Annotated in this window: 17 protein-coding genes and 1 tRNA gene; 10 read left to right on the top strand and 8 right to left on the bottom strand. The window is 46.2% G+C overall.

Features of this window, described 5'->3' with window-relative positions; translation table 11 throughout:
- Positions 1–7 precede the first annotated feature (7 nt).
- The 4 genes from murI to FD975_RS03755 are packed head-to-tail and all read left to right on the top strand — an operon-like array spanning position 8 to position 2619.
- Positions 8–814: a glutamate racemase gene (murI, locus tag FD975_RS03770; RefSeq protein WP_215303240.1), complete on the top strand. Its 807-nt coding sequence runs from the start codon at positions 8–10 to the stop codon at positions 812–814.
- Complete coding sequence (locus FD975_RS03765) at positions 811–1506, top strand: energy transducer TonB (protein WP_215303238.1); 696 nt, start codon at positions 811–813, stop codon at positions 1504–1506. Before murI ends, FD975_RS03765 begins: the two co-directional genes overlap by 4 nt.
- Before the next feature lie 4 nt (positions 1507–1510).
- Positions 1511–2203 carry a MotA/TolQ/ExbB proton channel family protein gene (locus FD975_RS03760; RefSeq protein WP_215303237.1) on the top strand — a complete coding sequence of 231 codons (693 nt, stop codon included), beginning with the start codon at positions 1511–1513 and terminating at the stop codon, positions 2201–2203.
- 2 nt (positions 2204–2205) lie between these two features.
- The gene (locus tag FD975_RS03755) at positions 2206–2619 is read left to right on the top strand and encodes a biopolymer transporter ExbD (RefSeq protein ID WP_215303235.1); all 414 of its coding nucleotides are present in this window, start codon (positions 2206–2208) and stop codon (positions 2617–2619) included.
- Here FD975_RS03755 and FD975_RS03750 read toward each other — a convergent pair.
- Positions 2616–3062, bottom strand: a complete 447-nt coding sequence (locus tag FD975_RS03750; protein ID WP_251371413.1) for a hypothetical protein — start codon at positions 3060–3062, stop codon at positions 2616–2618. The genes FD975_RS03755 and FD975_RS03750 overlap by 4 nt on opposite strands.
- Positions 3063–3083: 21 nt before the next feature.
- Positions 3084–3172: transfer RNA gene (locus tag FD975_RS03745), tRNA-Leu, on the bottom strand.
- 134 nt (positions 3173–3306) lie between these two features.
- Here FD975_RS03745 and FD975_RS03740 point away from each other — a divergent pair.
- The 4 genes from FD975_RS03740 to purU all read left to right on the top strand — a co-directional run bounded on the left by FD975_RS03740 (position 3307) and on the right by purU (position 7563).
- Entirely contained in the window at positions 3307–5772 is a 2466-nt protein-coding gene (locus FD975_RS03740) for a penicillin acylase family protein (protein ID WP_215303233.1), read from the top strand.
- Between the two features lie 71 nt (positions 5773–5843).
- Positions 5844–6251, top strand: a complete 408-nt coding sequence (locus FD975_RS03735) for a surface-adhesin E family protein (protein WP_215303231.1) — start codon at positions 5844–5846, stop codon at positions 6249–6251.
- Positions 6232–6663 (top strand): hypothetical protein, encoded by a 432-nt coding sequence (locus tag FD975_RS03730; RefSeq protein ID WP_215303229.1) that lies wholly within the window; start codon positions 6232–6234, stop codon positions 6661–6663. Before FD975_RS03735 ends, FD975_RS03730 begins: the two co-directional genes overlap by 20 nt.
- Before the next feature lie 45 nt (positions 6664–6708).
- Entirely contained in the window at positions 6709–7563 is an 855-nt protein-coding gene (gene purU, locus FD975_RS03725) for a formyltetrahydrofolate deformylase (protein WP_215303227.1), read from the top strand.
- Positions 7564–7571: 8 nt separating this feature from the next.
- On the opposite strand, the gene soxA is transcribed toward purU, so the two are convergent.
- From soxA to FD975_RS03695, 6 genes are all read right to left on the bottom strand, one after another.
- Entirely contained in the window at positions 7572–8354 is a 783-nt protein-coding gene (soxA, locus tag FD975_RS03720) for a sulfur oxidation c-type cytochrome SoxA (RefSeq protein ID WP_251371412.1), read from the bottom strand.
- Positions 8351–8680 (bottom strand): thiosulfate oxidation carrier complex protein SoxZ, encoded by a 330-nt coding sequence (locus tag FD975_RS03715; protein ID WP_215303222.1) that lies wholly within the window; start codon positions 8678–8680, stop codon positions 8351–8353. The genes soxA and FD975_RS03715 overlap by 4 nt, the downstream gene beginning before the upstream one ends.
- Positions 8677–9114, bottom strand: coding sequence for a SoxY-related AACIE arm protein (locus tag FD975_RS03710; RefSeq protein ID WP_251371411.1), 438 nt, complete (start codon positions 9112–9114; stop codon positions 8677–8679). Before FD975_RS03710 ends, FD975_RS03715 begins: the two co-directional genes overlap by 4 nt.
- A 72-nt stretch (positions 9115–9186) precedes the next feature.
- Positions 9187–9543 (bottom strand): sulfur oxidation c-type cytochrome SoxX, encoded by a 357-nt coding sequence (gene soxX, locus FD975_RS03705; protein WP_251371410.1) that lies wholly within the window; start codon positions 9541–9543, stop codon positions 9187–9189.
- A 139-nt stretch (positions 9544–9682) separates the two neighbouring features.
- Positions 9683–11914, bottom strand: a complete 2232-nt coding sequence (locus tag FD975_RS03700; protein WP_215303216.1) for a xanthine dehydrogenase family protein molybdopterin-binding subunit — start codon at positions 11912–11914, stop codon at positions 9683–9685.
- A 9-nt stretch (positions 11915–11923) separates the two neighbouring features.
- The gene (locus tag FD975_RS03695) at positions 11924–12373 is read right to left on the bottom strand and encodes a (2Fe-2S)-binding protein (protein WP_215303215.1); all 450 of its coding nucleotides are present in this window, start codon (positions 12371–12373) and stop codon (positions 11924–11926) included.
- 134 nt (positions 12374–12507) lie between these two features.
- Here FD975_RS03695 and FD975_RS03690 point away from each other — a divergent pair, with 134 nt between their 5' ends.
- Both FD975_RS03690 and FD975_RS03685 read left to right on the top strand, forming a co-directional pair.
- Complete coding sequence (locus FD975_RS03690) at positions 12508–12861, top strand: CidA/LrgA family protein (RefSeq protein ID WP_215303214.1); 354 nt, start codon at positions 12508–12510, stop codon at positions 12859–12861.
- A complete protein-coding gene (locus tag FD975_RS03685) occupies positions 12858–13583 on the top strand; it encodes an LrgB family protein (RefSeq protein ID WP_215303212.1) in 726 nt (241 codons plus the stop codon). The genes FD975_RS03690 and FD975_RS03685 overlap by 4 nt, the downstream gene beginning before the upstream one ends.
- The last annotated feature ends 9 nt before the right edge of the window (positions 13584–13592 follow it).

Raw genomic sequence — 13592 nt, 5'->3', positions numbered from 1 at the left:
CCTTTACTTGGCACTCATCGGGGTATTTGATTCTGGCGTTGGAGGCCTATCCATCTTGGATGAGGCTCTGCGCCAACTTCCCGAGCACGACTATATTTATTTAGCAGACTCGATCAACGCACCCTATGGAGAAAAGTCCAGCGAGTGGATCGCTGCTCGCAGTATGGAGCTATGTCAATACTTGGCAGCACAGGGATGCGATGCGATTATGGTTGCGTGCAACACTGCTACTGCTGAAGCTATTGCACGTATTCGTAATGAGCTTAGCAATATTCCGATCATCGGAGTTGAGCCTGGCATCAAGCCTGCAGCAATGCAGTCGGCTAACGGTATCGTTGGTGTACTCGCAACCGAGGCTACGCTCAAGAGTGACAAATTTAGCGCTTTACTGGCAACTCTTCCAAACTGCCAATTTGTAAAACAAGCTGGCGCTGGTTTAGTTCCTCTGATAGAGGCGGGCCAAGCCAATGGTGAAGAAACTTTGGAGTTACTCGCAGAGCATCTAGAGCCCATTCAGGATGCGGGAGCTGATACGCTTGTGCTGGGATGTACTCACTACCCCTTTTTGCGCAAAGCTATACGCAAGTTGTTGGGCGACTCAATTAACCTAATTGATACCAGTGATGCGGTAGTGCGTCAACTTAAAAGAAAATTAGAAGCACAAGGCAAGCATTTGAATCATGATGAAAATGGCTCCATTAAATTTATCAGTAGCAAGGATGCAGAGCTTTTACATCAGATGGCTCAAGAGCTGATGCAAACCGACCTAGATCAACATCGTATTGAATCTCAACTGGTGGGCACTTTTAAATGAGTGCATTTTTAGACAAACTCAACAGCCGCCTGCCTTTTGACAAAACCGAGCGCATCATTATCGGTATCGTAGTTGCATTACATCTACTATTTTTAATTGGCTTTCAGAGCGGAATGAAACCCGATCATGAAAATAACTTAGATGATGCGCGAGTGATGGCAAACCTAGTGAGCCCCGAGGCCGCCAAACAGCCTCAGGCCACCCCAGCAGCTCCACCCCCAAAACCAAAGCAGGAGCAGAAGAAGAAAACTGTGGATGAGAAATCCACACAGGCACCAACGCCGCCACAAACTCAACAACAGATGGCAACCCCACCAACACCACCCCAAACCAAGAGTGAATCACAGACCCCGAATGCTACGGTTGCCCCTGCCACCACCTCTGGTTCTAGCGGCACACCGATTCAGACTGACATTGGTAAACTAGTTGTCGTCTACCAGCCTGATGCAGATGCGTACTACCCCTCCTTCTCCAAAAGATCTGGCGAGCAAGGTGAAGTAGTAGTTCGATTGATCATTGATGAATCTGGCAGTGTTGAGGATGTTGCCTTATTACGTTCGAGCTCATTTCCTCGATTAGATCGAGCAGCAACAGAAATTGGTCGACGTTATCGCTTTAAACCATTTTTAGTCAACGGCTCGCCGCAAAGAATCTCTACCAACCTTTTAATTAAATTTAATTTAAAGAATTAATATTATGAATACACCATTCGGCTTAGCAAATCTCTGGCTCGAGGGCGATGCCATTACCCGCTTTGTGGCAATTGCTTTATTAGTCTGCTCAATCGTAACCTGGGTAATTTTGCTATCTCGCTATTGGGATTTGCGTAACCTGCGCAAACTGAAGCCTGAGCTTGATCAATTTTGGCGCGCTACTTCATATGACCAGGGTTTAAATGCTTTCACTGCTCATGTGAGCAACCCTTATTATCAGATTGCTAAAGCTGCCAGTCTTGCCTCTTCCCATCACCAAAGTCAATCCACAAATCATCGTGAGCTTTTGCAAACACTAAACTATTCTGAGTGGATGGCCAGAAGCCTGAAGAACAGTATCGATGGAATTTCAGCCAACCTTCAAAAAGGTCTCACCTTCCTTGGGTCAACAGGAGCAACTTCACCATTTATTGGTTTATTCGGAACTGTATGGGGTATCTATCACGCCTTAATCGCGATCAGCAGCTCAGGCAGCGCACAAATTGATCAAGTTGCTGGTCCTATTGGTGAGGCGCTCATCATGACCGCTCTAGGCCTAGCAGTAGCGATTCCAGCGGTGCTGGGATTCAATGCCATCAATCGTGCCAATAAATTATTGGTCGCCGATCTCAATCGTTTTGGAAATGATCTGCTCGCTTACTTTGTAACTGGCGCCCGCGTGAAGTCCGGAGAATAAATATGTCCTTTAATCTTCAGAACGATTCCGAAGAAAGCGGCATCATGGCCGAAATTAATATGACGCCGATGGTGGACGTCATGTTAGTGCTTTTAATTATCTTCATCATCACCTTGCCAGTCATTCAGCAAGCTGTCAAAGTAGAACTGCCAAAGGCTAATAGCGTACGCAATAAAGTAAAGCCAGAATCAGTTCAACTCTCAATTGATGCTCAAGGTCAAATATTCTGGAATAGCACACCTATTAATTTAAAAACATTTGATGGCTATGCAGAGAAGGCTGCCCAGAAAGAACCGCAACCAGAAATCAATTTGCGCGCAGATAAGTCCGTGAAGTATGAGTATGTTGCACAAGTTTTAGCAGCATCGCGCAGAGCTGGTTTAACTAAGCTTGGATTTGTAACTGAACCGAACTAAGGTTTTTTAGCTGCTGTGCACTGCTCTTGATAAGTCCTAGTACCCTCCCCGAGGGTTGCCGAGAGAATTCCACCTTTTATGGTCTCCGCTTTTCTCAACTGACCAGTGGCGCGATTAATAGCGATCGCTGTAATGACTGAGCCAGCCCCATACTGAACACCGTCAAAGCTTTCTGGTGGAAAGTGCGCCTCCATTGAAACGAGCACCGTGGATTCGGTGACTAGGACATTCTTAATCGTTTGCCTGCCAAACTCATCCGATTGATCGAGATCTCGATCATCAACAAATACTTTTGCTTTCTCTTTTTTTGAGGCTGGAGTAACTTTTAACTCGTAGGTTTCGGTGTAATTCTTTTCTGAACGCTCACAAGTAAAAAATAGTGAGTCAGCAGCCAAACTGGGGGCGGCATAGAGAAGCAGGAAAAGAATGTGGAGGTATTTCAAGGATGCCTGAAATCAATCGATTGGTGCCCGAGGCCGGAATCGAACCGGCACGACTTTTTTGAGTCGGCAGATTTTAAATCTGCTGTGTCTACCGATTTCACCACTCGGGCTCGCACGAGCAATAAAGCCGTACTAAATAAATCAAGACAATCAAAATTTTAGCATGCGGGGCTCATTGAGGGCTGGAAGCCTCTATTCATCTCCCTTAGGCTGAGAGCTACGGCAAACCCACTAAACTATTCCCATGAAAATCTCCACCCCAAACCCAGGTCTTAAAGCTCTATTTAAAGCCACCTTTTGGATGGGTTCTTTAGCCCTAGTATTGATCATCGCAGCTGGAATAATCTACCTCGTTTCCGCTCAAACCAACCCCTCTGGCAAGCGGATCATAAAAACCCTTGGAAATTCCGTTGCGATTAGCTTTGATGAGAGTGATATTCCACATATCCAGGCAAAGAGCTCGAGTGATGCACTCTTTGCTTTGGGCTATTTACATGCTAGCGAACGTTCTTGGCAAATGGAAATTAACCGCCGACTATCCAGCGGTCGGCTTTCTGAAATTCTTGGCAATGAAACTGTAGCAATTGATCGCTTTATTCGAACCCTAGGAATCAAGCATGCAGCCGAAAAGCAATTTGATCGCTACCCGATTGCCACTAAGCGATTACTGCAATCCTATGCGGATGGGGTCAACGCTGGCAATACCCACTTGGGTTGGGCTCTACCGGTTGAATACTATTTAACTGGATCCAAACCAGGTCACTGGTCCCCCACGGATAGCGTGGCATGGATGTTGATGATGGCACTTGATCTCGGTGGTAATTGGCATAAAGAATTGCAACGCCTTGAACTTTCGCAATTCTTAACAACCCAACAAGTGTGGGAAGTAATGCCAGCATACACACCAGGTGATCCCGTGAGCAACGTTGACTTCGCCAAAATGTATCGGGATATTAATGTTTTTAATCCGAATCCACACGCGCGCGATCAAAAGTCGAAGAAGCTGCCTGCAACAGAGTTAGCCATCACTGAAGTGCCAGGTGGCAAGGATGGCGTTGGCTCTAATAACTGGGCACTCAGTGGGAAGCTCACGGCTTCTGGCAAGCCTTTGCTTGCGAATGATCCACATCTAGGCTTATCAGCCCCGGCGATTTGGTATATGGCTCACATGGAGGCTCCAGGTCTCAATGTGATTGGCGCCACCCTACCCGGTATTCCCGCAGTGGTACTAGGTAGAACTGATAAGTTTGCTTGGAGCTTTACTAATACAGGTCCAGATGTTCAGGATTTATATATTGAGCAATTAGACCCAAAAAATCCTGGTGTCTATCGTGGGCCCGAGGGACCACTTCCTTTTAAGGTCCGCCAAGAAATCATTGACATCAAAGGCCAGCTCCCTCTTCGCTTTTTGGTCAAAGAGACTCGACATGGCCCAGTGATTTCAGAATCTTATGCTCGAGCCAAACGTGCTATTGATACTGATCGTTTTGCCCTGAGCTTGCGATGGACTGCTCTGGACATCGAGAATCAATCTGTTGATGGTTTGATTGATATGAATCACGCCAAAGACTTGGATACATTCAAGCAAGCCCTCCGCAAAAACTATGCCCCCATGCAAAACGTTGTAATGGCAGATATAGATGGAAATATTTCACTTCAGACAGCTGGTGTTGCTCCTAAGCGAACATTACACCAGGGACTATATGGAGTAGCACCAGCACTGAGCTGGGAAAAACAATATGACTGGACCGGGTACGTCCCTTTTGATCAACTGCCAAGTAGCAACAACCCAGATACAAACTGGATAGCCACTGCTAACCAAAAAATATTGTCTAGCAATGATCCGAACCCACTGACTGGAGACTGGGATTTGCCAACCCGCTACGACAGAATTGTGGAGCTCATTAAAGGTAAGTCAATGCATGACCTCCCATCCATGAAGTCAATGCAAGCAGATACCCACTCTTTGGGTGCCACACCATTATTGGAATTATTTAAGTCTGCCCAATCAAAACATCCTCTCGCGCAACAAGCTATTGAACTTAGTAGAAACTTTGATGGCGATATGAAAATTGATAGTGCTGGTGCACTCATCTTTAACGCCTGGGCTGATCAGTTATCAAGAAAACTCTTTTCACGTTTGGCTTATTTGTTTACTGAAAATTATGGGGCGCGTAACTTTAGGCAACCCTTGATTTTGCAATTACAAAATCCTGATAGCCCTTGGTGCAACGACCCCCAAACTGAAAAAATTGAAACTTGTGCAGAGGCTTCTAATGCAGCATTTGATAATGCACTCGAGCAACTCAGCGCCCAATTTGGCGATAACCCTAAAAATTGGGTCTGGGGAAATGCGCACATAGCGGTCTCAGAGCACCGCCCCTTCAGCAAAGTCCCCTTCCTAGGAAGCATGTTTAATTTGACTCAAGCATTTCCTGGGGATAGCTTTAGCATCAATGTGGGGCGCCTCGAGCTTCTGAGGGCTGACAACCCTTTTGAAACCAAGCAGGCCCCCAGTCTTAGGACGCTCTTTGATTTATCCGATTTAGAGCAATCTCTCTTTATCTATCAAACTGGACAATCTGGCTGGGTGCAAAGCAAGCTCTATCGGAATATGAGTGGACTTTGGGCTCAAAATGAATATCTCCCACTGCAAATGAAGCCCAAAATAATTCGCCGGCAACTGGATCTGAATATTAAGGAAAAATAAGCTGGGGAGTTTAGAATAAAGTCTTCAGACCCAGTTCGGGTTTAACCGATTAATCGATATTGCTACTGAACATGAAAAAATTACACGCACTCACTATTTTTACTTTCCTCTCCTTGCTGCCATTCTCTAGCAGCTTCGCCGAGTGGAAAGAATTGGGATCGAATGAGGTCATGGTAGTTTATGTAGACCTAGATACCGTTAGCGCTTCTGGTGAAAAAGCACAAATCATGTCAATGCTGGATTTTAAAAAGCCTGGGGTTAATCCAAAAACAAAGCAGCCCGTTAGCTCAATCATTGGCATCAACGAATATAACTGTCCCGCCATTAGTTATCGCCCAATCGAATACAAAGAGTTCGCTGGCAATAAAGGTAGCGGCAAAGTAGTTTCAGATAACAAGACTCCAGATAGTGAATTTGAACCCGTAGTAAGCGAGTCATGGGCGGCAGGAGTATTTAACGTTGTCTGCCAACGTAAATAATGACATCCCATTGAATGGCAACCTAAGCAGGCCAAACCCATCGGGCTGGTCTGCTTTTTGCTTTTATCTCAGCATCACTCTTGGGGGCACAATTCTTTGCCTCAGCATGATGGGCTGTGCAGCCCCTCTTTTAGCCCTTGGCAGTTCAGCAACCAGCGTAGCCAGCTCTGCTGGGACTGCTGCTGTCTCCGTAGCAGCAGCTAACCCGTCAACTGCTGTCAGCGCTGTCTCCACTGTAACCACCGGAAAATCTCCCTTGGAGCATGCTGCCTCCGCGGCCACCAAACAAGATTGCAATTTCCTCAATGCATTGGGACCTAAACCCATTTGCAGCGATATTCCCATTCCCACCATCAAAGATATGAGCGAGCCATACCCGGGCCCCGCAGATAGCCTGACCACTTCTAAATAAGCAGTCTAAAATTAGTCCTTACAAGCAATCCAATCTACTAAAGCCATGACCACAGAAAATTACTACCTCACACTTACCTGCCCGAATCGACCTGGCATTGTTGCCGCAGTTTCAACCTACATCTTTGAATTGGGTGGTGACATTGAAGAGGCTCAGCAATTTGATGACAAAGCATCTAAACGCTTCTTTATGCGTGTGAGCTTTAGCTGTAGCGCTGATAGCAAAACTTTGAGAACTGGCTTTGTCGAGATCGCTAAACGTTTTGATCTTACTTGGGACTTGCGTGCCGTTAAAGATTTAAAGCGCGTATTGATCATGGCATCTAAGCTAGATCATTGCTTAGTGGATCTGCTCTATCGCTGGCGTATCGGCGAATTACCAATGATTATTTGCGGAATTGTTTCTAACCATCCGCGTGAGGTCTACTCCAGCATTGATTTTGCCGACATTCCTTTTTACCACCTCCCAGTAACACCGGAGACTAAGCCGGCACAAGAAGCTAAACTTTTAGAGATCGTTGCCGATTCAAAAGTAGATATGGTGATTTTGGCGCGTTATATGCAAATTCTGTCAGATGACTTGTCCACTAAATTATCTGGCCGCTGTATTAACGTTCACCACTCATTCTTACCTAGCTTTAAGGGTGCTAAGCCTTACCATCAAGCTCATGCCCGAGGCATTAAGTTGATTGGCGCTACAGCGCACTTTGTTACCAGTGATTTGGATGAGGGTCCGATTATTGAGCAAGACGTCACTCGCGTTACTCATGGTGATACGCCTGAAGACTTAGTTCGTAAAGGTCGTGATTTAGAGCGTACCGTTCTGTCACGCGCCCTACGCTACTACTTGCATGATCGCGTTTTGATTAACGGCGCAACTTCTGTGGTCTTCTCAGACTAGGCAACACTTTATGGGCGTACCCCTGGAGTTTCCAGGGGCATCCCTCTTGCTCTCCACATCAGAAACAGTTCTAACTGAGCCATCTCCTTCGAGCCATACTCAAACTGCTTAGCGCGCACTCCGCTCATACAATTACGCAGACGTCTTTGCAACGAACCCATAGTCTGCCATTCGATTCGGTAAATTGGGTAGGCAGTTGGATGCCCCTGAGGAATGAGACTTCCTCCCAACTTCAATCCAGCCCGATCTTGATGGCATTGCGCACAAGATAAATTGAGCTGACCCATTCTTTCATTAAAGATTTGGCGACCTTCTTGAAGATCTTTTTTATTCTGTGGTGTTTCTTGAATGGCAATAGGTAAGCCCTTGGATTGGGTCGCCACAAATGTCGTTAAGGCTAACAATTCTTTGCTTTCATAAGCAAATGTTGGAGCCTCCTGCCGTGATGTACGACATTGATTGATTTGCCCTTCTAAAGTCTGCAATTTTCCTTTTTGTACCTTAGGAAACTGTGTTGCCACACCAACCATCTTACGACCACTATCGCCGTGACAAGATGCACAAGATACATTCTTTTTACCGGTATTTTCTTTCCAAAGACTATTGCCATCCATTACCCAAAATAAGGCAGGGTTGAGATTTGGGTCATCTTGCATTGCCTTGTTCTCTGGAGTCATCAGCTGATAGCTTGACTGCCGAACATCCTTCGCAGGCTCAGCAATACTGGAATCAACCCCAAGTAGGATGGCCAAGATTGGCAATACTCGGCAACAAAAAATGAAAAGATTCACGAGACAGTAATTTGTGCTTGGTTGACTGCCTCATAACCATCATCTCCCACCCATTTGAACTCGAGGGTTCCAGACGCTACTGCAATAGTGGTAAAAATAATGAGCGGGTTTGCGCCAATGCCTGGGTAAAAATCCGCTCTAAATACTTCCTCGCCGTTGTACTTGCAGGTAAAGAGGCGAATGATATCGCGGGGAATTCGCTTACCATCTTCAGAGTACCGGTAGCCTGTCTCCATATCATGCTGGGCGATTGCTCGAATTTCGATAATAGAGCCTTTTTTTGCCTGAGCTGGCATCGTAATGCCTGTACGAGAGGCCTTGCTCATATCATCTCCGTACAAGCAGAAAGTGTCACCAAGGTATCAGCATATCCTCGCCAAAAACTGCCATCACTCATTTGCGCGATAGCCCATACCCTTTGCGAATCAGCCAACCTTACTCGAGTAGTTAACTCGGCGCGGCCAGAGCGAGGCGTGAAATAGGCAGTAAATATATTCGGGAATGGATTTGCCTCTGAGATTACATGAACTGCCTTCACGTAATTATTTGCTGTCATAGGACTCTCTATGGATAGCTTGATAACCACCAAATTGCCGCTCTCAACTAAAGGCGGAATCACGAGATTGACCCGACCATCGCGTACAGAATTTGCGCCGATAATTTTTTCAATAGCTTCCATCGCCTCTGGCTTTTTGGCGACAGTCAAGCCTGGTGCTATCCAAGTTGATAAACCCAAAAGACCAAGCGCAGATAGATACATGCGCCGACTCAGCTTAATAGTATTTGTACTTAGTTTTAGATCCATCATATTAATTTGATATTCATGAGTTAATTACCTAGTAGCATGATCTTGAATGCTGATTAAGAATGCAACAACATCTTCTATCTGCTGACTAGTAAAAATAGTTTCATCGACAAACTTTGGAGCCACTCGATTCAATCCAGTGGTTCGGTAATACGCAGGCATGATGCTTTCTGGATTTAAACGGCTTGGGTCGACCAAGCGAGCTCGCAATTGAGCTGGGGTAAATTGCCCCACACTATCACTTAAGTTGGGTGCAAGATTGCCCTGAAATCTCTCTTCGGGAAAGGGCCCGCTATGGCATAACAAACATAGGCCAACTTGACGGCTAGCCACAATGGCGCGCCCCCTAGAAACATCACCTGGAGAAGATGTAAGGGGATTCATAATCGAATCCCCCACCCACGTTTGGGAGAGCGCTGAGCAAGGCAAGAAAAGAGTTGATATCCCTAGCGAGAATGCTGCTAGCGTACGCCTCATTCCTGCTCGCTCATAGCTAATTACCCCATCCTAATTGCTAATGTGATTAAACCAACTTGATACCGCTATTTTTCAATGGAACAGTGCGTAGGCGCTTACCTGTCGCACGGTAGATCGCGTTGAGTACTGCTGGTGCTGCAACAGCAATCGTCGGTTCACCAACACCGCCCCAGTCTTTGCCACCACCTTGAATAATGATGGTTTCAACCTTGGGCATCTGTGAAAGACGAATGGAGTTGAAGGTATCAAAGTTTTTCTGTACAACCGCGCCCTTCTCAATCGTAATTTCTTCCTCGAATAGAGCAGATAAGCCGTAAACAAAAGAACCAGAGACTTGACGCTCAACTTGCGCAGGATTAACCACATAACCCGGATCCGTTGCAGCCACAATGCGATGAATTTTTACCTCATTGCCATTGGTCACGGAAAGCTCGCAAGCAGCAGCAACATAACTACCGAATGAACGCATCTGTGCGAGACCACGGAAAACACCTGGTTTTGCAGGCTTAGTCCAGCCAATACCATCAGCAACTGCATTGAGAACGGCTACAGCACGCGGATATTTTTCCATATGCTTACGACGGAACTCCACTGCATCCATACCTGCTGCTTCAGCCATCTCATCCATAAAGGTTTCGAGGAATATGGCATTTTGATTGACGTTCACCCCGCGCCAGAAACCTGGTGGCACATGGTTGTTGCGCATTGCATGATCAACCATTAAATTTTGGAAGCTATACGTAATGCCATGTTCACCTGCAGCATCTAAGCCTTGAAAGACAACAGGATCTTTGCCTTTATTGGCAGCAACCACTGCAGGACGTACGGCTGCCAAAATAGATTGGCCAGATAATCGGATATTAAGGCCAGTGATATTTTTCTTGTCATCTAGTCCAGCAGTCATTTTGCACATCATGACTGGGTGATAACGGCCCTGCGTCATATCTTCCTCACGAGTCCAAATCAACTTGATTGGTGTACCTGGCATTTGCTTAGCAATATTGACGGCTTGGGTTGTGTAGTCCTGAAAGGCTCCACGGCGACCAAATCCACCGCCCAGATTTACCTTATAAGCATTACATTTTTCTGCCGGCAAGCCAGATGCCGCAATCACAGCTGCAAGAGTAGCTTCACCATCCTGAGTAGGAACCCAGGCTTCGCAAGAATCTGGTGTCCACTTGGCAGTGGCCGTTTGCGGCTCTAGGGTGGCATGGTTTAAGAATGGATAAAAGTAAGTTGCCTCAATTGTTTTGGCAGCATTACTAATTGCTTCTTTAGCATCACCATTAGAGTTACCAATGAAGGTGTCGTTCGCAGTCAGACCCTCTTCCAGCATCTTCTTAATGGAAGCACTAGAAACATCGCCATTAGCGCCGTTGTCCCAAGTGATGTTGACAGCATCCAAACCAGTTTTAGCCTGCCAAAAAGTTTCTGCAATCACTGCAATAGCGGTGTCGCCTATTTGAACCACTTTCTTTACCCCCTTCATGCTGGAGGCTTTAGTGGCATCGTAGCTTTTAACCTTGCCGCCAAATACAGGAGACTCTTTGATAGTAGCAACCAACATCCCAGGCAACTTCAGGTCAATAGCATAGACCTGCTTACCAGTGACCTTATCAGCCGTTCCATCAATTCGGTTGACTGACTTACCAATCACAGTCCAATCTTTTGGATCTTTAAGCGCGATCTCTTTTGGCACGTCTAATTGGGATGCAGCAATAGATACTTTTCCAAAGGTAGTTTTGCGACCAGATGGAGTGTGTGTAATCACGCTGTCTTTCGCAACGCACTCAGATGCGGGAACATTCCATTGGTTTGCCGCGGCTTGAACGAGCATGATGCGAGCAGCTGCACCACCCTTACGAACATACTGCTCAGAAGTACGAATACCGCGACTACCACCAGTAGAGTAGCTGCCCCATACTTTATTACGCTTGAGGTTTTCGCTAGGTGATGGGTATTCATAAGAAACTTTTTTCCAGTCACATTGCAATTCTTCTGCAACCATCTGTGCTAAACCAGTAATAGTGCCTTGCCCCATCTCAGAGCGCACGATACGAACAACAATGTCATCATTTGGCTTAATTACCACCCAAACACCAATCTCTGGTGTTGCAAGCGGGGTCATAGAAGTTGTTCCCGTTCCCATGGCAGCGTTAGCACTGGAGATGAAGGAGAAGTCAAAGCCAATGGCCAGGCCAGTTGCAATAGCGCTTGAGCCAACAATAAAGTGACGGCGTGAAGTATTTGTAATTGCTGTGTTAATAATTTTGCTCATGATCGTTCCTTATGCCTTGCTCACAGCATGAATAGCATCACGCACTTGTTGAAAGGTTCCGCAACGGCAGATATTGGTGACTGCAGCATCTATCTGCGCATCAGTCGGCTTCGGGGTCTTCCGTAACAAAGCAGTAGTTGCCATCACCATGCCAGACTGACAGTAACCACATTGAGGCACTTGATTGTCGACCCAAGCTTTTTGTACTTTTGAGAGCTGGCCATTTTTTTCCAGGCTTTCGATAGTTTCGATTTTTTTACCCTCAGCCGCACTAACTGGAACCATGCAACTACGAATTGCTTGGCCATCAAACAACACAGTGCAAGCCCCGCACTGACCTACACCGCAACCATATTTGGTACCAGTTAAGCCAACATGATCTCGGATCGCCCATAACAAAGGGGTATCAGGATCAACAGCTACCTTGTACTTTTTACCGTTGACGTTTAAGTCAGCCATGTGCGTTCTCCTCAGTGTTTTTATATTCAAGCCTTCACCAACAGATAAAGACCCTGCTTTTTTGTTGTGATTATCTTAACGAAGAAATAACTTATTGCTTTGCAACATATATTGCTGGGCAGTAAGATCGACATATGATCTCCGGCCTCGTTCAAATTCTTCTATTTCAAAGCCTGGGTGAGCTGGTTTCCAAATTTGCCCTCCCCACTCTTCCAGGCCCCGTGATTGGCCTAGTCCTTCTGATTATTTGGCTGGTACTTCGCAAAGGCATAAATCAAGATTTAGCCATGGTGGCAGATGGCTTTAGCCAATACCTTGGCCTCTTATTCGTGCCGGCAGCAGTAGGGGTGGTGCTATTTTTACCCCAACTTAAAGCCAATGCACTGGCCATCGTGAGTGCGTTAGTGGGTAGCGTTATCTTGACAATCGCCACAACGGCAATCGTTGTCCGCTTTTTAAGTGCAAAACACCAAAGCACTGAATCATGAGTGAAAAGCACTCCATCGTAGAGATTTGGGTTTACCTCTCCGCTAGCCCTTTATTTGCCCTCTTTATTACCCTAGCAGCCTATCAAATTGGTCTCTTAATCTATAAAACGACTAAACAGAATCCTCTGGCAAACCCAGTAGCTATTGCCATCATCTTGGTGGCTAGCATGATTCAATTGATTGAGATGCCCTATGCAACCTACTTTGAAGGTGCGCAATTTATTCACTTCTTATTGGGCTCAGCCACGGTGTCACTGGCAATACCAATATATAGAGGACTTAGTAGTCTTAAAGGTAGATCATTTCCCTTGCTGGCATCTCTAGTTGTAGGTGGCCTGGTATCCATCATTAGCGCCGTCAATATCGCCAAACTATTTGGAGCAGACTCCAGCATCACTGGTGCTATGTACCCCAAGTCGGTAACCGCGCCAATTGCCATGGGCATCGCTGAACGTATTAGCGTATCCCCAACTTTGACTGCTATCTTTGCCGTCACCACCGGAATTCTGGGGGCTATTTTGGCGCCCTTTATTCTGAATGCATTGGGGATGAAAGCATGGTGGCAGCGTGGCTTTGCGATTGGTATTGGCGCTCACGGCATTGGTACCTCGAGAGCATTTAGTATTCATCCTGAGGCAGGCACTTATGCCAGCCTCGCCATGGGCATGAACGGCGTAATTAGTGCGGTTGCTATTCCGATTTTGTATCACATCTTTAATTAAGAAAATTTC

Origin of the sequence: Polynucleobacter sp. AP-Jannik-300A-C4 (assembly GCF_018688335.1) — a bacterium.
In the GTDB taxonomy this organism is placed as follows: domain Bacteria; phylum Pseudomonadota; class Gammaproteobacteria; order Burkholderiales; family Burkholderiaceae; genus Polynucleobacter.
Note: the sequence above shows the minus strand (reverse complement) of the source record. Positions and strands in the feature narration are given on the sequence as shown.

Coding starts and splice junctions, on each gene's coding strand:
- FD975_RS03690 (WP_215303214.1), top strand. CDS start 12,508: ATGATCTCCGGCCTCGTTCAAATTCTTCTATTTCAAAGCCTGGGTGAG.
- FD975_RS03735 (WP_215303231.1), top strand. CDS start 5,844: ATGAAAAAATTACACGCACTCACTATTTTTACTTTCCTCTCCTTGCTG.
- FD975_RS03710 (WP_251371411.1), bottom strand. CDS start 9,114: ATGTATCTATCTGCGCTTGGTCTTTTGGGTTTATCAACTTGGATAGCA.
- FD975_RS03755 (WP_215303235.1), top strand. CDS start 2,206: ATGTCCTTTAATCTTCAGAACGATTCCGAAGAAAGCGGCATCATGGCC.
- FD975_RS03760 (WP_215303237.1), top strand. CDS start 1,511: ATGAATACACCATTCGGCTTAGCAAATCTCTGGCTCGAGGGCGATGCC.
- soxX (WP_251371410.1), bottom strand. CDS start 9,543: ATGAATCCCCTTACATCTTCTCCAGGTGATGTTTCTAGGGGGCGCGCC.
- FD975_RS03695 (WP_215303215.1), bottom strand. CDS start 12,373: ATGGCTGACTTAAACGTCAACGGTAAAAAGTACAAGGTAGCTGTTGAT.
- purU (WP_215303227.1), top strand. CDS start 6,709: ATGACCACAGAAAATTACTACCTCACACTTACCTGCCCGAATCGACCT.
- FD975_RS03765 (WP_215303238.1), top strand. CDS start 811: ATGAGTGCATTTTTAGACAAACTCAACAGCCGCCTGCCTTTTGACAAA.
- FD975_RS03715 (WP_215303222.1), bottom strand. CDS start 8,680: ATGAGCAAGGCCTCTCGTACAGGCATTACGATGCCAGCTCAGGCAAAA.
- FD975_RS03700 (WP_215303216.1), bottom strand. CDS start 11,914: ATGAGCAAAATTATTAACACAGCAATTACAAATACTTCACGCCGTCAC.
- FD975_RS03740 (WP_215303233.1), top strand. CDS start 3,307: ATGAAAATCTCCACCCCAAACCCAGGTCTTAAAGCTCTATTTAAAGCC.
- FD975_RS03685 (WP_215303212.1), top strand. CDS start 12,858: ATGAGTGAAAAGCACTCCATCGTAGAGATTTGGGTTTACCTCTCCGCT.